Origin of the sequence: Allobosea sp. CS1GBMeth4 (genome assembly GCF_900185715.1) — a bacterium.
In the GTDB taxonomy this organism is placed as follows: Bacteria; Pseudomonadota; Alphaproteobacteria; order Rhizobiales; family Beijerinckiaceae; genus Allobosea.
The window spans coordinates 338,664-356,509 of sequence record NZ_FYAS01000025.1; the positions used below are offsets into that span (position 1 = coordinate 338,664).

A 17,846-nucleotide genomic window follows, 5' to 3' on the forward strand; every position below is an offset into this window, starting at 1 on the left:
CCACGCCATGAAATACTGCCTCGTCGTCGACGACTCCGCGGTCATCCGCAAGGTCGCCCGCCGCATCCTCGAGGGGCTGCAGTTCCGCATCGCCGAGGCAGAGGATGGCGCCCGCGCCATCGACGCCTGCAAGGGCGAGATGCCGGACGCGATCCTGCTCGACTGGAACATGCCGATCATGGACGGCTACGACTTCCTCAGGCAGCTCCGGCAGATGCCGGGCGGAAAGCGCCCCAAGGTCGTGTTCTGCACGACCGAGAACGATATCGCCCACATCGCCCGTGCCATGCATGCCGGCGCCGACGAGTACATCATGAAGCCCTTCGACAAGGACATCGTCGCGTCGAAATTCCATCAGGTCGGCCTGCTCTGAAGTCGCGCGGCATGCGCCTCTCCCGCTCCCTGGCCGCCTTCTCGCGATGATCCCGGCGCCGAACCCCGCCGGGCAGCCCGGCGCGCGTCCGAGCACGGTCGTGATCGCCGACGATTCCGTCGTGGTCCGGGGGCTGTTCGCGCGCTGGCTCGGCGAGAGCGGCCGCTTCCATGTGGTCGGGGTCGCGGGCGACGGCGAGGCGGCCGTCGAATGCGCCGGGCGCCACCATCCCGACATCATGGTGCTCGACCTCGACATGCCGATCCTGGACGGGGCCGAGGCCCTGCCGCAGATCGTCAGGCAGAGCCCCGGCACCGCCGTGCTGCTGACGACGACGCTGACCGAGCGCAACGCGCAGCTTGCGCTGCAATGCATGAGCCGTGGCGCCGTGGACGTCCTGCCCAAGCCGGACCGGCGCAGCAGCCTGACGCTCTCGCTCGATTTCCGCAGCGAGCTGCTGGACAAGCTGGGCAGCATCGCGCAATCGCGCCAGCGCCATGGCGAGGCTGGGCCCGACCTCGGGCCAGGGGCCGCGCCGCAGGGCGGCGTCGTCGACCTGCGCCCGCTGATCTCGGTGATGCCGCGCTACCTCCTCATCGGCGCCTCGACCGGCGGGCCACGCGCCGTCGCCAGGATGCTGGCCGATCTCGGCGACGCCCTCGCCAGCCTGACCACGCTGGTCGTCCAGCACATGCCGCCGCTCTTCACGGCGTCGTTCGCCGATCAGATCGCCGCCCAGCTCGGCATTCCGGCCCGCGAGCCCTATGATGGCGAACGGCTCGCCCGCGGCATGGTCTATGTCGCGCCGGGGGGGCGCCATCTCGGTGTCGACCGCAAGCTCGGGCATATCGTCGCCAGCGTGAGCGACGGCCCGCCCGTGCATTTCTGCCGCCCGGCCGTCGACGTGCTGTTCAGCGAAGCGGCGCGACATCTCGGCCCGGCGGCGCTCGGCCTGGTCATGACCGGCATGGGCAGCGACGGGACCGACGGCGCGGCCGCCCTGCGCCGCACCGGAGCGGCCGTGATCGTGCAGGACGAGGCGTCGAGCACGATCTGGGGCATGCCGGGCTCCGTGCTGCGCGCCGGACAGGCGAGCATCGTCCTGCCGCTCGGCGGCATCGGGCCCGCCATCCGGGCGCTCGTCGGCGGGGCCCACCCCGCATGACCGAGCTCGATTTCGATTTCCTGCGCGTGCTCCTGCAGCGCCGCTCCGGTCTCTTCCTCAGCACCGAGAAGCGCTATCTCGTCGAGAGCCGGCTCGGCATGCTCTGCCGCAGGCGCGGCATTGCCGGCATTCCGTCCCTGGTCGCGCAGCTGCGCAGCATTCCCTCTTCCGAGCTGGAGGCTGCCGTCGTCGAGGCGATGACGACCAACGAGACGCTGTTCTTCCGGGACCGCACGCCGTTTGACCTGGTCCGCGACGTGATCCTGCCCGAGGCGCTCGCGAACAAGGCGCACAGCCGCACGCTGCGCATCTGGTGTGCCGCGGTATCGACCGGCCAGGAGGCCTATTCGCTGGCCATGCTGCTCGACGAGGCGGCCGAGCGGCTGGCCGGCTGGAAGATCGAGATCCTCGGCACCGACATCTCCCTCGATGTCCTGGAACGGGCCAAACTCGGCCTCTACAGCCAGTTCGAGGTGCAGCGCGGCCTGCCGATCCAGCTCCTGCTCCGGTATTTCAGGCAGGAGGGCGACAAATGGCGCCTGACCGAACGCATTCGCGACATGGTCCAGTTCAGGCAGCACAACCTGCTCGAGCCCAACCACCATCTCGGCCAGTTCGAGCTGATCCTCTGCCGCAACGTGCTGATCTATTTCGACGTACCGACCAAGGCTCGGGTGATGGCCGCGCTCGCAGCGCGGCTGGCCGCGAACGGCGCCTTCATCCTCGGCGCGGCCGAGACCGTGATCGGCATCACCACCACATTGGTGCCGGACCCGGCGCATCGCGGCATCTATCGCGACGCCTCCCAGGCCAGGCCGGCGCAGCGGCCGGGCTTCTTCGCGCCGCCGGCCGAGCGCGGGGCGGCCCCGGCGACGGCCAAGCTGGCGCGGCCCTGACGCCCTCGGCGCCGGCGCGCCCGACCCGCAAACAAAAACCCCGCCTCGCGGCGGGGTCCCCGTTCGCCTGTCGTGTACATCCGACGATCAGGCGATCAAACTCCTAGATCACGCTGCATTTGGACGGAATCGTCCAAATGCAGAAAACGTGATCGGTTCTCATAGTTTAGAGCATGCTCGATGCGAAAAACCGTTGCCACTTTTTCGCAGCATGCTCTAGGCGTCGCTGATGACGCCGCGATGACGGCGATCAGGCCGGGATGCGTTCGTCGGCCTCGCTCGGCTCGCGCAGCACATAGCCGCGGCCCCAGACCGTCTCGATATAGTTCTTGCCGTCCGAGGCGTTGGCGAGCTTCTTGCGCAGCTTGCAGATGAAGACGTCGATGATCTTCAGCTCGGGCTCGTCCATGCCGCCATAGAGGTGGTTCAGGAACATTTCCTTGGTCAGCGTCGTGCCCTTGCGCAGCGAGAGCAGCTCCAGCATCTGATATTCCTTGCCGGTCAGATGCACGCGCTGAGCATCGACCTCGACCGTCTTGGTGTCGAGGTTGACGACGAGGTCGCCGGTCGTGATCACCGACTGGGCATGGCCCTTCGAGCGGCGCACGATGGCGTGGATGCGGGCGACGAGCTCGTCCTTGTGGAACGGCTTGGTCAGGTAGTCGTCGGCGCCGAAGCCGAGACCCTTCACCTTGTCCTCGATGCCGGCGAGCCCGGAGAGGATCAGGATCGGCGTCTTGACCTTGGCGACGCGCAGCGAGCGCAGCACCTCGTAGCCCGACATGTCGGGCAGGTTCAGGTCGAGCAGGATGATGTCGTAGTCGTAGAGCTTGCCGAGATCGACGCCCTCTTCGCCCAGATCGGTCGTGTAGACGTTGAAGCTCTCGGACTTCAGCATCAGCTCGATGCTTTGAGCGGTCGCGCTATCGTCTTCGATCAGCAGAACCCGCATGTCACGTCCCCAATTTCGCCCCGAGGCAGCGATCCCGTTCAACCGCCCGGAACCCTCATGGTCCTGGGGACGAACGCTTGCCCGATGAAACGCCACGCGACACGCTACGGGGAAATGGTTAACAAACCCTGATTCCCGGGCGCAAGCGCTTCTTGGCGAAAGGTTGACGATCCTTGTCGAGGTGAGTCGAATTTGACACGGATCATCCGAGCTTCAGCCGCGAAAGCACCTTTCGCGTAAGCTCGCATCGAAGAATCAGGCGAAAATCACCCGGCGCTCCGGCGCGGCTTCGAAACGCAGTGTTAATCACTCCGCTTAATGGAAGGTAAACGGCAGGGACCATGAGCGGCGCTTCGGCAGGCCAGGACCGGTTATCCACACTCGCCACGATGATCGGCGAGCTCGAGGCGACCTCCGTCTATGGTCGGGTCACCGCGGTGCGCGGTCTGCTGGTCGAGGTGTCCGGCCCGATCGCGGCGATGAGCCTCGGCGGCCGGGTCGGCATCGAGATCGCCTCCGGCGTCCGCGTTCCCTGCGAGGTCATCGGCTTTTCCGGCGAGAAAGCGCTGGTCATGCCCTATGGCGGTCTCGACGGCGTCCGCCGCGGCTGCCCCGCCTATGTCGACCGCGCCGTCGCGGGCCTGCGCCCGACCGCGTCCTGGCTCGGCCGCGTCGTCGATGCGCTCGGCCGCCCCGTCGACGGCGGCCCGCCCTTGCCGCAGGGCGAGCACACCATCCCCTTCCGCAACGACCCGCCGCCGGCCCATGCCCGCCGGCGCGTCGGCCCGCCGCTCGATCTCGGCGTGCGTGCCCTCAACACCTTCCTGACCTGCTGCCTCGGCCAGCGCATGGGCATCTTCGCCGGCTCCGGCGTCGGCAAATCGGTGCTGCTGTCGATGCTGGCGCGCTATGCCCGCGCAGACGTCAACATCATCGGCCTCGTCGGCGAGCGCGGCCGCGAGGTCCAGGAGTTCCTGCAGGACGATCTCGGGCCGGACGGCCTCGCCCGCTCGATCGTCGTGGTCGCGACCTCGGACGAGCCGGCGCTGATGCGCAAGCAGGCGGCGCTGACGACGCTGACCCTCGCCGAGTTCTTCCGCGACCAGGGTCGGCAGGTGATGTGCCTGATGGACTCGGTCACCCGTTTCGCCATGGCGATGCGCGAGATCGGCCTCGCCGCCGGCGAGCCGCCGACGACCAAGGGCTACACCCCGACCGTCTTCGCCGAACTGCCGCGCCTGCTCGAACGCGCCGGCCCCGGCACGGGCGACGGCGCGATCACCGGCCTCTTCACCGTCCTGGTCGACGGCGGCGATCATGACGAGCCGGTCGCCGACGCGGTGCGCGGCATCCTCGACGGCCATATCGTCATGGAACGCAGCATCGCCGAGCGCGGCCGCTACCCGGCGGTCAACATCCTGAAGTCGGTGTCGCGCACCATGCCGCGCTCCTGCGACCCGCTCTATTATCCTGTCGTCCAGAAGGCGCGCGCCGCGCTTGCGACCTATGCCGACATGGAGGAGCTGATTCGGCTCGGCGCCTATCGCCAGGGCGCTTCCGCCGAAGTCGACGAGGCGATCCGGCTCAATCCCGAGCTCGAGGCCTTCCTGAAACAGGCCAAGGACGAATCGACCAGCCTCGCCGACGGCTATGCCCGGCTCGCCCGGATCATGGGGATGTGAGCGGCCTCACAGCCGGCCGACATGGTCGAGCAAGGCGAGCCCCTCCGTCGAGGTCCAGTCGGCCTCCCCGAGCATGTAGCCCCGCACGCCGCCGCGCCGGTCGGCGAGATAGGTCACCGGCAATCCCTCCGCCGTCGACAGCGGCTGCCGCGACGCGGCGAGAACCTTGCCGGCGCGGTCATGGAAGACCGGGAGCCGGCCGACGCTCAGCCTCCGGAGATAATCCCTGACATGGGCAGGCTCGCGATCGTCGGTGCTGACCGTCAGAATCTCGACGCCCCTCGTCCTGAAGCCGGCGAGCTGCCGCTCGAAACGCGGCAGGGCGATCCGGCAGACCGGGCACCAGGTCGCCCAGACATAGACCAGGCTGACCCGGGCCGGTGCCGGCCGGGCGACGGCCGGCCTGCCGTCGAGCCCCAGCAGGGCGAGCGGCGCCATCGGCTCGACCGGGTCGAGTTCGACGAACTGATAGCGCGCCGTCCGGAACGGCGGCAGCCGGGCCTCGGCCAGCCCCGGCCTCGCGAGCAATCCGAGCGTGGCCTGCAAGGCGAGGCGGCGGGTCAGTGGAGAGGATCGCATCGGTCAGGCGCTCGCTTGCCCTCGGGAGGCGGCGTGATAGGCCCGTCCGGGCGGCGCCCCAATGCACGATCGCGTCAGTGATGCAGCCGACCGTGTCGTTTCCGAACCGCCTCAGCCCCGCAGCCGCCGGACCAGCACGGCCATCGCGAGCAGGGCCATGCTCTGGATCGCAGCCGACACGATCAGCGTGCCGGAGGCGCCGAGCCGCTCCACCATCAGCGCGAACAGCAGCGGCGCCGCGGCGAAGGTCAGGTTCTGCGGCACGGTCAGGCGGCCGAGCATCGCACCGAAGCCGCTGCGGCCGAACAGCGCCAGCGGCAGTGTCGCCCGGGCGACGGCGATGACGCCCATCGCCGCACTGAACAGCATCACGAAAGCCATCGCGATCGCGCTCGATCCCGGCGCCAGCGCCATCAGCAGGCAGGCCGACGGCCCGAGCGCGAGCCCCGCGAGAGCGACGCGTTCGACCGGGAGACGTTCGCCCGCCAGCGCGTCGACCGCCCGCGCCACCAGCGTCGCGGGGCCGCTGAGGGAGGCGATGGCCACCGCGCTCGCACCCGCGATCCCCGCCCCCTGCATCAGGCCGATGATGTGCAGCGGCAGCCCCCAGGACACGAGCCCGCTCGCCGAGAAGCTCAGCGCCAGCAGCCAGAACATCGCCCGCCGCTCGCCGGGCGGGACCCTGCCCTGCTCCTCGGCGGGCGCCGCCGGCGGTCCGGGATCCGCCAGCGGCCTGGCGCGATAGGCCGGGATGGCGAGATGGATCGGCAGCACGACGACGAACTGGATCGCCGCGAACACGAAGAGGCAGGCGCGCCAGCCGTAATCGGCGCTGAGCCAGGCGGTGAGCGGCCAGAACACGCTGGAGGCGAGGCCCGTCACCAGCATCATCAACCCGATCACGCGGCGGGTGCGCTCTCCCATCAGCTGCGCCACCGTGACGTTGCCGGTGTTCGCGAGCTGCATCGCATGGCCGACGCCGATCACCAGCCAGGTCGAGAGATAGCCGACCGGTCCCTGTGCCAGCGCCAGCAGCGCGAGCCCCAGCCCCGAAATCACCGCCCCCAGCGCCATGGCGAGCCGCGTGCCGCGCCGGTCGAGATGGCGCCCGAGCATGGGCGCGATCACCGCCCCGATCACCAGCAGGATCGTGATCCCGCCGAAGATGACCGTCGGACCGAGCCCGATCTCGCGCGCGAGATAGCCCGCCAGGACCGAGGGCGAATAATAGATCGAGCCCCAGCCGATGATGCGCGTCAGGGCGAGCCCGCTGAGCAGCAGGCTGTGTTCGGGAAGGCGGCGCAGGGCAGGCAAGAGCGTTTCCGGCGCGCCGGCTCGCGCGTCCCTTGTTTTGTCTCGCTTCAGGCTAGCGCGGGCCGCGCTCGCTCGGCAGGGGCCGGAACGCACCCGTTGCATGCATCCAATGCGAGCGATCCCGGTAAGGAACGGTCAACCTCCTTGCGCCATTGTGCTTTTCGTCTCGCGAGGGTTGCGGCGGCGGGCCGAGGGGTCGGCTCATCGCCAGAGCCGGGTCCGATCGGGTTGGTCCAACCCGAGCGGTGATCCGTCTCCGGACTGAAGTTGGAGACCGTCTGGCCGGCCGGCTTGCAGCGCAGGCGGAGGGGACGGGCTCCGGGCGTAATCAGGAGTTGGGCACGACATGAAGTCGCGAGAGACCCTTTTGCGTCTCAAACGCTTCCAGGTGGACGAGAAGCGCCGCCGGGTGAGCCAGATTGAGATGATGATCGCGGAATTCAACCGGATGGCGGCCGATCTCGACCGCGAGATCCAGAACGAGGAAGCCCGCGCCGGCATCTCCGATCCAGCCCATTTCGCCTATCCGACCTATGCGAAGGCGGCGCTCGGCCGCCGTGACAACCTGCGCCAGTCGGCCGAGAACCTGCAGGGGCAGCTCGACGAGGCCAAGGCCGAGCTGCAGGACGCCTTCGAGGACATGAAGAAGGTCGAGATCCTCGAAGACCGCGAGCGCGCCTCCGAACGCGCAGCCGAGGCCGCCCGCGATCAGGCGATGATGGATTCGATCGGGCTGCGCTCGCGCGCCTGACGATTTGCGGCTAGTCGATCACCGGGTGATGCGGGACGGCGCTGCGCGGCATCGCCCCGCACAGCCGCGGATCGTCCGCCACCTCGACCCCGCGCTTGAACGCCGTGAAGCCCGAGCGCTGGTAGAACTCGACCGCCCCCTGATGGTCGAGCGTGCAGGTGTGCACCCAGAAGCGCCCGATCGGACGCGCCCAGGCCCGCTCGAGCGCCCGGTTCATCAGCCAGCGCCCCGCCCCCTTCCCGACCACGCTCTCCTCCAGGCCGAAGAAGACGAGTTCGCACTCACCCGCCTGCCTGAAATCCAGTTCGAGCAGGCCGATGTCCCGTTCCGCGAAGCGGACCGCGAAGAACTCGACCGCGGGATCCGACAGGATCGCCTGGAGCTCTTCGACCGGCTTGACCAGCCGGCTGAACCACATCCAGCGCTCCCCGAGCAGTCGATAGACCGAAAGATAGCGCGCCACATCCGCACGGCCGATCTCCTCCAGGCAGAACCCCTCGACCCCGGGCGGGTCGGCACGCCGCTCCGGCGGGCGCAGCATCTCGAGCGAGGTCACGACCGCGGCGATCTTGCCGGCCGGCAGGTCGGTGGTGCCGTTCAGGCTGATGGCGATGGTCTCGGGCATTGGTCCGGCGGAGGTGGCAGGCTGAATCGGATCGGCGACGCGACGCCTCGGAGCCGATCCCGTCTGCACTATTGCCTGACGCTGATCCCGTCGAGAAGGGCCGTCGTGGCGAGTTGCGCGATCCGCTCGCTGCCGGCGCCGCTGGCCCGGATCCATTCCGGCACCCGGTTCAGCCCACCGAGGAAATACGGCACCAGCAGCTGCAGATCGTGGATGCCGTCCACCTCCCCGCGCGCGATCCCGTCCGCGAACAGATCGTGCCAGAGCCGCGCATATCGCTCGCGCATCCTGCGGCTGCGGCGCCGGATGACGGGCGGCAGGTGCTCGTAGACATGCATGTAGGTCTGGTCCTTGCCGACCAGGCTGGCGACGTGCGTCCCCACCGCGGTCGAAAGCCGGTGCGCGAACGAGGCGTCTTCCGGCACCCGCTGCAGCGCCTCGGCCACGCAGACATAGAGCGTCTCGATTCCCTGATTCAGAATCTCCTCGACGATCTCGTCCTTCGACCTGAAATGGTAGTAGAGGCTGCCTGCCTTCATGTCGACGAGCGCCGCCACCGCGCGCATCGTGCAGGCATCATACCCCTCGCTCACGATGAGCCCCGCGGCAGCGTCGAGGATCTCATCCCGCATCGTCCTTTGCTTTGCCGTACCCACCGCGACGGCCGCCGCCGGCCTCTTCCCATTCCGCGCTCTCATCCTGGATCCGCCCGTCCCCGGCATCCGCCACGACCCGCCCCCCGAGTCGACCATGCACCAATCCGGAAGTGCATGATTGCCGTCACTACTTTCCCTTGCGCGGGGGATCAAGGCGACGGCCTTGCGGCTCAAGTTGAAATGCCAGGATGATCGCACGAATATTATACCAAACGATTGTTTGCTTTCGCATTGTGCTGGCCCGCTCGCCGGTTTTCGCGCTGCCGCACCGCCCTGTTCTGCCTGCGATCGGCTGATCTACCTGCGTAAGGGCCGGCGCGCGCGACTCGGCGGGGTGATGGCGCCCGCCACCTCGATCCGCTCAGTGCTCACCGGCGTCGTCGCGCCTCTGGTGCTTGCCGGCGGCCAGACCTTCAGGATCGTCGGCCTCATAGGGCGCATGCGGCCCGGTCGGGTGGGCGGAGCGCGGATTCGGCCCCGCGCGCCGCTGCTCCTGCGCTCCCGGTTGGCCGGGCCGCGGCGCAGTCGCAAAGGCGGCGGGCGTGTCGGTCAGATGATCGTCGTGCTTGTTCGGCATGGGGCGGCCCTCTCGTTCAGGAGAACCGCCACAGGCCGTTCCGGTTCCGGCGGCGGGGCTACTCGGCTGCGTGCGTATCGACGTGGAGCGCAAAGCCGCTGGCTCCCGGCTCGCCCAGTTCGGGGCGAAGCGTCATCGCCGGGATAAGATAGTCGCCGAAGTTCTGACGGCGGTAGGGGATCGGTCCGGTGGTCGCCAGCGTGCGCATACGTGCGCGCAACCGCTCAGCCACGCTCTCGAAATCCGTCTGGTGGAACCGGTCGACCCGGTAGACCACGAAAGGCGGCAGCACGTCGTAGCCGGGATAGTAGAGGATGCCGTGGTTGATCGGAAACAGCAGGTCGTCCATGGGACCGTTGATGCCTCGGGCGGAGTAGTGCTCCTCCCAGCCGCCAGTCGTGACGATCAGCATGGCGCGTTTGCCGGCGAGCGTGCCCTCGCCGAAGCGGTCGCCCCAGCGTTTGTCGCTGTGCTCGCCGACTCCATAGGCAAAGCCGTAGGCGAAGACCCGGTCGACCCAGCCCTTCAGGATCGCCGGCATCGTGTACCACCACAGCGGGAACTGCAGAATCAGTACATCGGCCCAGAGCAGCTTCTCGATCTCGGCTTTGACGTCGGCCGTGAGATTGTCCGCCTCGAAAGCCTTCTTCGAGGCCGCGTTGATGCGCAGGGCTTCAGCCTGCGGCCAGTTCGGGAAATCCGCGCGATCGACTTCAGACTTCCAGCCTTCGGCGTAGAGGTCGCTGACGCGGACCTCATGGCCCTGGGCCTCGAGCTCGGCGACGGCGACGTCGCGCAGCGCGCCGTTGAGCGAATGGCGTTCGGGATGGGCGAAAACAAGGAGAACCTTCATGGCGAAGCCTTTCCGAGAGGATGAGGCTTTCCAGCTAGGCACTGCGCCGTCTCTACACTACAACGGCGCAATGGATATAATTATGCCGTTTTATGGATAAATCTGACATCACCCTGGAGCGCATGCGCAGTTTCGTCCGCGTCGCCGAGCGCGGCAGCCTGTCGGCAGTTGCGCGCGAACTCGGCCTCGGCCAGTCCTCGGTGACGCGGCATCTCGCCGAGCTCGAGCAGGCGCTCGGCATCGCTCTGCTCAGCCGCACCACCCGCCGCGTGACGCTGACCGAGGAAGGTGCCCGCTACTATCAGAACTGCCTCGCGATCCTGCGCCTCGTCGAGCAGGCCGGCGACGAGGCCCGCAGCACGCGCGACGCCCCTGCCGGCACGGTGCGTCTCTCCTGCACAGCCTCTTTCGGCCTGCTGCATGTCACGCGGCTGATCTTCGCCTTTCAGGATCGGCACCCACGGATCGATGTCGACCTCAGTCTCAGCGACGAGCGCGTCGACCTCGTCCGCGAGGGCGTCGACATCGCCATCCGCCTCGGCCCGCTCGCCGACAGCAGTATGCGCCTGCGCCCGCTCGGCCGATCGCACCGATTGTTCGTCGCCGCGCCGCATTATCTGGCCCGGCATGGCTCTCCGACCTCGCCGGACGATCTCGCCAGGCATCAGGGCATCCGCATGACGAACGTCGCCGGCAGCGCCATGCTCGCCTTCGAAGGCAGGGCCGGCGAGACCTACAGCGTCCCCTTCGACGGGCGGCTGCGGGTCGATCACGGCTTGGCCGTGCGCGAGGCCCTGCTCGCCGGCCGCGGCATCGCGCCCGCTCATCGCTGGCTGGTCGACGACCTGCTCGCCTCAGGCCAATTGGAGCCGATCCTGACCGGCTACACCTTGCCGAGCGTGCCACTCAGCATGCTGATCGTGCCGGAGCGGGCGGCAGTCGCCCGCGTGCGCCTGCTGATCGACTTCCTGGCGACCGAGATCGCGAGGCTCCCTGGCATGGCGCAGGCCTGATCGTTCCGCTCAGCGCAGCAGCGACTGGCCGGTCATCTCGGCCGGCTGCTGCAGCCCGAGCAGCGCGAGCAGGGTCGGCGCGACATCGGCGAGGCGCCCCTCGGCCAGCGCCTTCGCCTCGCCGCCGATCAGCATGACCGGCACGGGGAAAGTCGTGTGCGCGGTATGCGGGTTGCCGGTGACGGGATCGACCATCAGCTCGGCATTGCCGTGATCGGCGGTGACCAGCAGGGCCCCGCCCTTGGCGAGGATCGCCTCGGCGATCCGGCCGAGGCTGGCATCGACCGTCTCGACCGCCTTGATCGCCGCCGACAGCACACCGGTATGGCCGACCATGTCCGGATTGGCGAAGTTCAGCACGAAGAGATCGTATTGCCCGCTCTCGACCGCGGCGACCACCTTCCCGGTCAGCTCGGGCGCCGACATCTCCGGCTGGAGATCATAGGTCGCGACCTTCGGCGAGGGCGTCAGGCTGCGCTCCTCGCCCGGGAAAGGCTCCTCGCGGCCGCCATTGAAGAAATAGGTGACGTGCGGATACTTCTCCGTCTCGGCGAAGCGGATCTGCCGGAGGCCCGCCTTCGACACGGTCTCGCCGAGGCCGTTGGCGAGGCTCTGCGGCGCGAACAGCGCCGGCATGAGCGGATCGAGTTCGGAGCTGTAGGAGGTCATCCCGACGGCCGCAGCGAGCTTCGGCATCCGCGGCCGCGCGAAGCCGCCGAACTCCGGAAACAGCAGCGGCGCCAGGATCTCGCGGATGCGATCGGCGCGGAAATTGAAGCTCAGCAGCCCGTCGCCATCCGCCATGCCGCGATAATCGCCGATCACCGCCGGCCTGATGAACTCGTCGCTGATGTTGGCGGCATAGGCCGCCTCGATCGCCGAGCCGGCGCTCGGCATGCGCTCGCCCTCGCCGAGCGCCAGCGCCTTCCAGGCGAGCGCGACGCGCTCCCAGCGATTGTCGCGATCCATGGCGTAGTAGCGGCCGCTCACTGTCGCGACCTTGACCTGCGCCGGCAGCGCCGCCTCCAGCGCCGCGACGTAGTCCGCGGCGGATTTCGGCGGCGTGTCGCGCCCGTCGGTGAAGATATGGATCACGGCGGGGATGCCGGCCGCGGCGACGAGCTTCGCCAGCGCCACTGCGTGGTCCTGGTGGGCATGGACGCCGCCGGGCGAGACCAGGCCGAGGATATGGCAGGTGCCGCCGCTGGCCCTGAGCTTGCCGATCAGTCCGCTTTCGTCCAGCGCGCGCTTCAGCGTGCCGTCCGCGATCGCCTGGTTGATGCGCGGCAGGTCCTGCATCACGACGCGGCCGGCGCCCAGATTGAGGTGGCCGACCTCGGAATTGCCCATCTGCCCCTCGGGCAGACCGACATCGAGCCCGGAGGTGCGCAGGAAGGCGTGCGGGGACGAGGTCCAGAGCCGATCGAAATTCGGCGTCTTCGCCAGCAGGACGGCGTTGTTCGCCTTGTCGTCGCGCCAGCCCCAACCATCGAGGATCATCAGCATGACGGGCCGGCTGGACATTCGCGTATCCTGTGCGTCTGCGAAAAACTGCTTGTGCGGATATCACGCTCCGCGCCGCCAAGGCGAGCGCTATCATCCGGGCCCCGGTCATCCCGGACGAGCCGCGAAGCCGCGCCGATCCGGGATCCATTCCCGAACGGGTCAAGCATGGATCCCGGGTCTCCCTCCGGTCGCCCGGGATGATCATGTGACTGATGGAAGGAAACGTCATGCCGATCAGAGCCGTCGTCTTCGATGCCTACGGGACCTTGTTCGACGTGCAGTCCGTCGCGGGCGTCACCGACGCCGCCTTTCCCGGCCATGGCGAGACCATCACCCAGATCTGGCGCCTGAAGCAGCTCGAATACACCTGGCTGCGGGCGCTGATGGGGCGCTACGAGGATTTCTGGAGCGTGACCAAGGCCTCGCTCGACTTCACCCTGAAGACGCTCGGCCTCGCGGCCACGCCCGAGCTGCTCGCCCGCGTCGCCGCGGCCTATGACGCGCTGGCGCTCTATCCGGAGGCGCTGGCGGCGCTGCGGGAGCTGAAGCCGACACGCCTCGCGATCTTCTCCAACGGCAGCCCGGCGATGCTGACCAATCTCACCCGCCAGGCCGGCATCGACGCGCTGCTGGAGACGGTGATCAGCGTCGACGAGATCGGGACCTACAAGCCCGATCCGCGTGGCTATCGCCTCGTCGAGGAGCGCCTCGGCCTGTCCCGCGACGAGATCCTGTTCGTCTCCTCCAACGGCTTCGACATCGCCGGCGCCAGGGTCTACGGCATGACCGTGGCGCGCATCGAGCGGGTGACGTCGCAGGCGCTGCGCGACGAATTGGCCGGCGCGGCGGTGATCGGCCCGAAGAGCCTGTTCAAGGCGCTGCGCATGCAGGAGGAGCAGCTCGGCGAGAACGCCGACCTGACGATCTCGTCCCTGAGCGAGCTCGCGCCTTACGTAGCAGCAAGGCGCTAGGCCGTCATTCCCGGGCGAAGCGAAGCGCAGACCCGGGAATCTCATGACGAGAAGGCTGCATTCAGAGCCTGCTCCGGCCTGAGATGCTCGGATCAAGCCCGAGCATGACGCTGATTGCGTCACACCACCGCGGTGAGGCCGCCATCGACCATCAGCAGATGGCCGCTGACATAGTCGGAGGCTTCGGAGGACAGGAAGATCGCGGCTCCGGCGAGCTCCTTCGTCTCGCCCCAGCGCCCGGCCGGCGTCCGGCTCTTCACCCAGTTGGAGAAGGTCTCGTCGGCGAGCAGGGCCTTGTTCAGTTCGGTGACGAAATAGCCGGGGCCGATCGCGTTCACCTGGATGTTGTGCTTGCCGAGCTCGGCGGCGAGCCCCTGCGTCATCAGGCTGACCGCGCCCTTCGAGGCCGTGTAGGGCACGATGGTCGGCCGGCCGAGCTTGCTCATCACCGAGCCGATATTGACGATCTTGCCGCGCCCGCGCGGCGCCATGCGCTTCGCCACCGCCTGGGTGACGTAGAACACCGAGTGCAGGTTGGTCGCCATCAGGAAGTGCCAGTCCTCGGCCGGGAAGTCGACGAAGGCGCCGCGCTTCTGCGTGCCGGCATTGTTGACGAGGATGTCGATCGGGCCGATCTCCGCCTCGATTCGGGCGACGCCCGTCTCGACCGCCTTCTGGTCGGTGACGTCGAAGGCGGCGACCGAGACCTTGTGCCCGGCGGCGGCGATGGCGCCGCGCGCCGTTTCGAGCTTGCCGGCGTCGCGCCCGTTCAGCACGACATGGGCGCCGGCCGCGGCGAGCCCTTCGGCGATGGCGAGCCCGATGCCCTGGCCGGAGCCGGTGACCAGGGCGATGCGCCCGTCGAGCTTGAACAGAGTGAGCGACATCCTATCCTCCCGGTCCACGGCCTGATTTGCGGCTTGTGAGCGCGTCCAGGCTTCGGTAAGCGCTTTAAAACGATTAGACAACCGCGCGCCTGCCCCAGCCGCATGGCGCCGCCCCTCAGGAGACCACCATGCGCGCCGTCGTGATCCATGCCGAGAAGGATCTGCGCGTCGAGGACGCCGCCGTGCCGGAGCTCGGCCCGCTCGACGTCAAGGTCGCGATCAAGGCCGGCGGCATCTGCGGCTCCGACCTGCACTATTATCTCCATGGCGGCTTCGGCACGATCCGGGTGCGCGAGCCGATGATCCTCGGCCATGAGATCGCCGGCGTCGTCGAGGCGGTCGGCGGCGAGGTCAGCCGCGTCGCGCCGGGCGATCTCGTCGCGGTCAATCCGAGCCGCGCCTGCGGACGCTGCCGTTATTGCCAGGCCGGCCAGCAGCAACACTGCATGGACATGCTGTTCTACGGCAGCGCCATGCGCTTCCCCCATGTCCAGGGCGGCTTCCGCGAGGTGCTGGTGATCGAGGAGCGTCAGGCGGTGAAGCTCCCTGCCCATGTCGGCGCCGCCCAGGCCGCCTTCGCCGAGCCGCTCGCCGTCTGCCTGCATGCGGTCAAGCGCGCCGGCGCCCTCCTCGGCAAGCGTGTCCTCGTCACCGGCTCCGGCCCGATCGGCGTGCTGACCGTCGTCGCCGCCCGCGCCGCCGGCGCGTCCGAGATCGTCGTCACCGACGTCGTCGACGGCCCGCTGCCGACCGCGCTCGAGATGGGCGCGACGACCACGATCAACGTCATGGCGCAGCCGGAGCGGCTCAAGGCCGATTACGGTGCGGAAAAGGGCGCCTTCGACGTGATGTTCGAATGCTCGGGCAACCAGCACGCGCTGACCGGCGCCTTCGACGCGCTGCGCCCCGGCGCGGTCATCGTCCAGATCGGCGTCGGCGGCAACTTCACCATTCCGATGAACGTCGTCGTCGCCAAGGAATTCGACCTGCGCGGCTCCTTCCGCTTCCATGAAGAGTTCGACTGGGCGGTCGCCCTGATCGCCTCCGGGCGCATCGATCTCTCGCCGCTGCTCACCGCCTCGATCCCGGTCGAACGCGCCGTCGAGGCCTTCGACCTCGCCGCCGACAAATCGCGGGCGATGAAGGTGCAGCTGGCGTTCGGCTGAGGCTTCAGACCGCCCGCCGCAGCGCAGTTCCGGATTGCAGCCCCTCGATCGCGATGCCGTCGCGGCCGCCGCGCTTGACCTGGTAGAGCGCCGCGTCGGCCCGCGCCGCGGCGTCGGTCAGGCTGTCCTCCGGCCGCGCCATGGCCGCGCCGAGGCTCGCGGTCATCGGCACCGCCCGTCCGTCGCTGAGCTCGACCGGCGCGTCGCGCAGCAGCGTCGCGATCTTTCCGGCGACCGTCGCGAGCGAATCCGCCGTGCAATCGCTGATCAGCAGGATGAATTCGTCGCCGCCCCAGCGGGCGCAGGCATCGTGGCCGCGCAGCACCGAGAGCATCCGGCGCGCCAGGGCGATCAGCACCTCGTCGCCGGCATGATGGCCGTAATCGTCGTTGACGAGCTTGAATCGGTCGAGATCGACGATGACGAGGCCGCAGGCCTTGCCGCCACGCTGCGCGCGGTTCTGCTCGCGCGCGAAGGCCTCCTCGAAACCGCGGCGGTTCAGCACCGAGGTCAGCGGGTCGTGCTGCGCCAGCCTTTCGAGCTTCTGCGTCCGCTCGCGCACCATCGCCTCGAGGCGCCCGGTATTGTCGCCGACGGCCTGTGCCATCTCGTTGAAGGCGCGCGCCAGCCTGGCGATCTCGTCATTGCCGTCCTCGCTCGCCACGGCCGAGAAGTCGCCCGCGCGCACCCGGCCGACACCCTGCTCGACCCGCGCCAGCCGGTCGAGCACCTTGCGCTTGAACAACAGGGTCATCAGCCCGGCCACGGCGACGAGGATCGCCACCATCAGCCCGGCGATCGGCGCGAACAGCTTGCGGTCGATGATCGCGTCGACATCCATTACCGTGACGTTGAACCAGCCCAGCCGGTCGAGGAAGCCGACCCCGACCAGCACCTCGCGCTTGTCCATCTGCATGAAGCGCGACAGCACCAGCGCTTCGCCCTTCGCGACGCGCCGCATCATCTCGGCGAGCGCCTTGCGGTCGTCGTCCTCGTCGAGCAGGCGGAAGATCGTCTTCTTGGCCGCTGCCTCCTTGGTCAGGCTGTGGAAGTCGACCACGCGCGGATCGCGATGCGCCTGGACCGCGCCCTGCAGGTCGACGAACATGCTCTGCACGCCGGTCTGCGGGAACTCGACGACCTCCTTGATGAACTGCGTCAGGTCGACGCCCGTGCCGATCAGGCCGAGGACCTCGCCGTCCTTCTGGATGATGCAGTTGATCCAGACCTTGGTGACGCCGAGCACCTCGTCGCGGTTGACGTTGAGGTGGCAGCCCTTGCCGAGCGCGCGGGTCTTGAAATACCAGGCGTCCTGCGGCGCGTTCGGCGAGACGGCATAGCGCAGGCGGTTGTGCTCGTAGGTATTGTCCTTGTCGTTGAAGTAATAGTTGCCGCTCTTGTCGACCACCGCGAAATAGCTGCGGTCGTTGAAGGACAGCCGGTAATGCTCGAGTTCGGCGAGGCCGCGTTTGGCCTTCTCCGGATCGGTCTCGTCCTCCGCCCACGCGACGATCACCGGCGCGCGCGCCACCGTCTCGGCCAGCGAGACCTCGCGCATCAGGGCTTCCAGCCCGCGATAGCGATCGAACAGGATCTGCTTCTCGGCGAAGAGCGTGCCGAGCTTCACCACCGTGCCGTTGACCATCCAGAGGAAGATGCCCGACGCCGGGACGGCGATCGCGACCAGCGTCGCCAGGACGAGCACGAGCACGCGCACCTTCAGGCCCGAATTGGTCCAGGCGGTCAGCAAACCCATCGCGTCGGCATCTCCCGCGCCCGCCATGCCGGGGCGGCGCATGGCGCATCGTGGCCGCGATATGGTTTACACTTCGTTGACGGAGCGGGCCGGGACGAGCCGCATCCCGGGCTCCTTGCAGCGC

The 17,846-nt window shown here is 68.4% G+C and carries 18 protein-coding genes; 8 read left to right on the forward strand and 10 right to left on the reverse strand.

Going from position 1 to position 17,846, the window contains the following annotated elements:
* Positions 1–7: 7 nt before the first annotated feature.
* The 3 genes from CS1GBM4_RS15395 (at position 8) to CS1GBM4_RS15405 (ending at position 2,434) form a co-directional block, all read left to right on the forward strand.
* Positions 8–373 (forward strand): response regulator, encoded by a 366-nt coding sequence (locus CS1GBM4_RS15395; protein WP_186419600.1) that lies wholly within the window; start codon positions 8–10, stop codon positions 371–373.
* 100 nt (positions 374–473) lie between these two features.
* Positions 474–1,538 (forward strand): chemotaxis-specific protein-glutamate methyltransferase CheB, encoded by a 1,065-nt coding sequence (gene cheB / locus CS1GBM4_RS15400; protein WP_244607245.1) that lies wholly within the window; start codon positions 474–476, stop codon positions 1,536–1,538.
* A complete protein-coding gene (locus CS1GBM4_RS15405; protein WP_186419602.1) occupies positions 1,535–2,434 on the forward strand; it encodes a protein-glutamate O-methyltransferase CheR in 900 nt (299 codons plus the stop codon). Before cheB ends, CS1GBM4_RS15405 begins: the two co-directional genes overlap by 4 nt.
* A gap of 250 nt (positions 2,435–2,684) precedes the next feature.
* On the opposite strand, the gene CS1GBM4_RS15410 is transcribed toward CS1GBM4_RS15405, so the two are convergent.
* The gene (locus CS1GBM4_RS15410; RefSeq protein WP_137879925.1) at positions 2,685–3,386 is read right to left on the reverse strand and encodes a response regulator transcription factor CtrA; all 702 of its coding nucleotides are present in this window, start codon (positions 3,384–3,386) and stop codon (positions 2,685–2,687) included.
* Positions 3,387–3,727: 341 nt separating this feature from the next.
* Between CS1GBM4_RS15410 and fliI the strand changes: the two genes are divergently transcribed.
* On the forward strand, positions 3,728–5,068 hold the full coding sequence (fliI, locus tag CS1GBM4_RS15415; RefSeq protein WP_186419603.1) for a flagellar protein export ATPase FliI: 1,341 nt from the start codon (positions 3,728–3,730) through the stop codon (positions 5,066–5,068).
* Positions 5,069–5,074: 6 nt separating this feature from the next.
* Here fliI and CS1GBM4_RS15420 read toward each other — a convergent pair whose 3' ends face one another.
* Entirely contained in the window at positions 5,075–5,647 is a 573-nt protein-coding gene (locus CS1GBM4_RS15420) for a TlpA disulfide reductase family protein (RefSeq protein WP_186419604.1), read from the reverse strand.
* Positions 5,648–5,758: 111 nt separating this feature from the next.
* Positions 5,759–6,961 (reverse strand): MFS transporter, encoded by a 1,203-nt coding sequence (locus CS1GBM4_RS15425; RefSeq protein WP_186419605.1) that lies wholly within the window; start codon positions 6,959–6,961, stop codon positions 5,759–5,761.
* Between the two features lie 346 nt (positions 6,962–7,307).
* On the opposite strand from CS1GBM4_RS15425, the gene fliJ reads away from it, so the two are divergent.
* The gene (gene fliJ / locus CS1GBM4_RS15430; RefSeq protein WP_186419606.1) at positions 7,308–7,712 is read left to right on the forward strand and encodes a flagellar export protein FliJ; all 405 of its coding nucleotides are present in this window, start codon (positions 7,308–7,310) and stop codon (positions 7,710–7,712) included.
* Positions 7,713–7,722: 10 nt separating this feature from the next.
* On the opposite strand, the gene CS1GBM4_RS15435 is transcribed toward fliJ, so the two are convergent.
* The 4 genes from CS1GBM4_RS15435 to CS1GBM4_RS15450 form a co-directional block, all read right to left on the reverse strand.
* The gene (locus tag CS1GBM4_RS15435) at positions 7,723–8,337 is read right to left on the reverse strand and encodes a GNAT family N-acetyltransferase (protein ID WP_186419607.1); all 615 of its coding nucleotides are present in this window, start codon (positions 8,335–8,337) and stop codon (positions 7,723–7,725) included.
* A gap of 68 nt (positions 8,338–8,405) precedes the next feature.
* Entirely contained in the window at positions 8,406–8,969 is a 564-nt protein-coding gene (locus CS1GBM4_RS15440) for a TetR/AcrR family transcriptional regulator (protein ID WP_186419608.1), read from the reverse strand.
* Between the two features lie 385 nt (positions 8,970–9,354).
* Positions 9,355–9,570 (reverse strand): hypothetical protein, encoded by a 216-nt coding sequence (locus CS1GBM4_RS15445; RefSeq protein WP_186419609.1) that lies wholly within the window; start codon positions 9,568–9,570, stop codon positions 9,355–9,357.
* A 58-nt stretch (positions 9,571–9,628) separates the two neighbouring features.
* On the reverse strand, positions 9,629–10,423 hold the full coding sequence (locus CS1GBM4_RS15450) for an NAD(P)H-dependent oxidoreductase (RefSeq protein WP_186419610.1): 795 nt from the start codon (positions 10,421–10,423) through the stop codon (positions 9,629–9,631).
* A gap of 92 nt (positions 10,424–10,515) precedes the next feature.
* Here CS1GBM4_RS15450 and CS1GBM4_RS15455 point away from each other — a divergent pair, with 92 nt between their 5' ends.
* Positions 10,516–11,436, forward strand: a complete 921-nt coding sequence (locus CS1GBM4_RS15455; protein ID WP_186419611.1) for a LysR family transcriptional regulator — start codon at positions 10,516–10,518, stop codon at positions 11,434–11,436.
* A gap of 9 nt (positions 11,437–11,445) precedes the next feature.
* On the opposite strand, the gene gpmI is transcribed toward CS1GBM4_RS15455, so the two are convergent.
* Positions 11,446–12,960, reverse strand: coding sequence for a 2,3-bisphosphoglycerate-independent phosphoglycerate mutase (gpmI, locus tag CS1GBM4_RS15460; protein WP_186419612.1), 1,515 nt, complete (start codon positions 12,958–12,960; stop codon positions 11,446–11,448).
* Between the two features lie 209 nt (positions 12,961–13,169).
* On the opposite strand from gpmI, the gene CS1GBM4_RS15465 reads away from it, so the two are divergent.
* The gene (locus CS1GBM4_RS15465; protein ID WP_186419613.1) at positions 13,170–13,913 is read left to right on the forward strand and encodes a haloacid dehalogenase type II; all 744 of its coding nucleotides are present in this window, start codon (positions 13,170–13,172) and stop codon (positions 13,911–13,913) included.
* A 119-nt stretch (positions 13,914–14,032) separates the two neighbouring features.
* Here CS1GBM4_RS15465 and CS1GBM4_RS15470 read toward each other — a convergent pair whose 3' ends face one another.
* Positions 14,033–14,800, reverse strand: coding sequence for a glucose 1-dehydrogenase (locus tag CS1GBM4_RS15470; protein WP_186419614.1), 768 nt, complete (start codon positions 14,798–14,800; stop codon positions 14,033–14,035).
* Between the two features lie 128 nt (positions 14,801–14,928).
* Between CS1GBM4_RS15470 and CS1GBM4_RS15475 the strand changes: the two genes are divergently transcribed.
* The gene (locus CS1GBM4_RS15475; RefSeq protein ID WP_186419615.1) at positions 14,929–15,966 is read left to right on the forward strand and encodes an L-idonate 5-dehydrogenase; all 1,038 of its coding nucleotides are present in this window, start codon (positions 14,929–14,931) and stop codon (positions 15,964–15,966) included.
* 4 nt (positions 15,967–15,970) lie between these two features.
* Here the strand turns inward: CS1GBM4_RS15475 and CS1GBM4_RS15480 are convergent, their stop codons facing one another.
* Positions 15,971–17,722: a sensor domain-containing diguanylate cyclase gene (locus CS1GBM4_RS15480; RefSeq protein WP_186419616.1), complete on the reverse strand. Its 1,752-nt coding sequence runs from the start codon at positions 17,720–17,722 to the stop codon at positions 15,971–15,973.
* Positions 17,723–17,846 lie beyond the last annotated feature (124 nt).

Bases quoted from the DNA above. Each gene is read 5' to 3' on its own strand.
- CS1GBM4_RS15470 (WP_186419614.1), bottom strand. From the start codon at position 14,800: ATGTCGCTCACTCTGTTCAAGCTCGACGGGCGCATCGCCCTGGTCACC.
- CS1GBM4_RS15405 (WP_186419602.1), top strand. From the start codon at position 1,535: ATGACCGAGCTCGATTTCGATTTCCTGCGCGTGCTCCTGCAGCGCCGC.
- CS1GBM4_RS15395 (WP_186419600.1), top strand. From the start codon at position 8: ATGAAATACTGCCTCGTCGTCGACGACTCCGCGGTCATCCGCAAGGTC.
- CS1GBM4_RS15445 (WP_186419609.1), bottom strand. From the start codon at position 9,570: ATGCCGAACAAGCACGACGATCATCTGACCGACACGCCCGCCGCCTTT.
- CS1GBM4_RS15435 (WP_186419607.1), bottom strand. From the start codon at position 8,337: ATGCCCGAGACCATCGCCATCAGCCTGAACGGCACCACCGACCTGCCG.
- CS1GBM4_RS15420 (WP_186419604.1), bottom strand. From the start codon at position 5,647: ATGCGATCCTCTCCACTGACCCGCCGCCTCGCCTTGCAGGCCACGCTC.
- CS1GBM4_RS15455 (WP_186419611.1), top strand. From the start codon at position 10,516: ATGGATAAATCTGACATCACCCTGGAGCGCATGCGCAGTTTCGTCCGC.
- CS1GBM4_RS15475 (WP_186419615.1), top strand. From the start codon at position 14,929: ATGCGCGCCGTCGTGATCCATGCCGAGAAGGATCTGCGCGTCGAGGAC.
- CS1GBM4_RS15480 (WP_186419616.1), bottom strand. From the start codon at position 17,722: ATGGGTTTGCTGACCGCCTGGACCAATTCGGGCCTGAAGGTGCGCGTG.
- fliI (WP_186419603.1), top strand. From the start codon at position 3,728: ATGAGCGGCGCTTCGGCAGGCCAGGACCGGTTATCCACACTCGCCACG.
- CS1GBM4_RS15465 (WP_186419613.1), top strand. From the start codon at position 13,170: ATGCCGATCAGAGCCGTCGTCTTCGATGCCTACGGGACCTTGTTCGAC.
- CS1GBM4_RS15410 (WP_137879925.1), bottom strand. From the start codon at position 3,386: ATGCGGGTTCTGCTGATCGAAGACGATAGCGCGACCGCTCAAAGCATC.
- fliJ (WP_186419606.1), top strand. From the start codon at position 7,308: ATGAAGTCGCGAGAGACCCTTTTGCGTCTCAAACGCTTCCAGGTGGAC.
- CS1GBM4_RS15440 (WP_186419608.1), bottom strand. From the start codon at position 8,969: ATGCGGGATGAGATCCTCGACGCTGCCGCGGGGCTCATCGTGAGCGAG.
- gpmI (WP_186419612.1), bottom strand. From the start codon at position 12,960: ATGTCCAGCCGGCCCGTCATGCTGATGATCCTCGATGGTTGGGGCTGG.
- CS1GBM4_RS15450 (WP_186419610.1), bottom strand. From the start codon at position 10,423: ATGAAGGTTCTCCTTGTTTTCGCCCATCCCGAACGCCATTCGCTCAAC.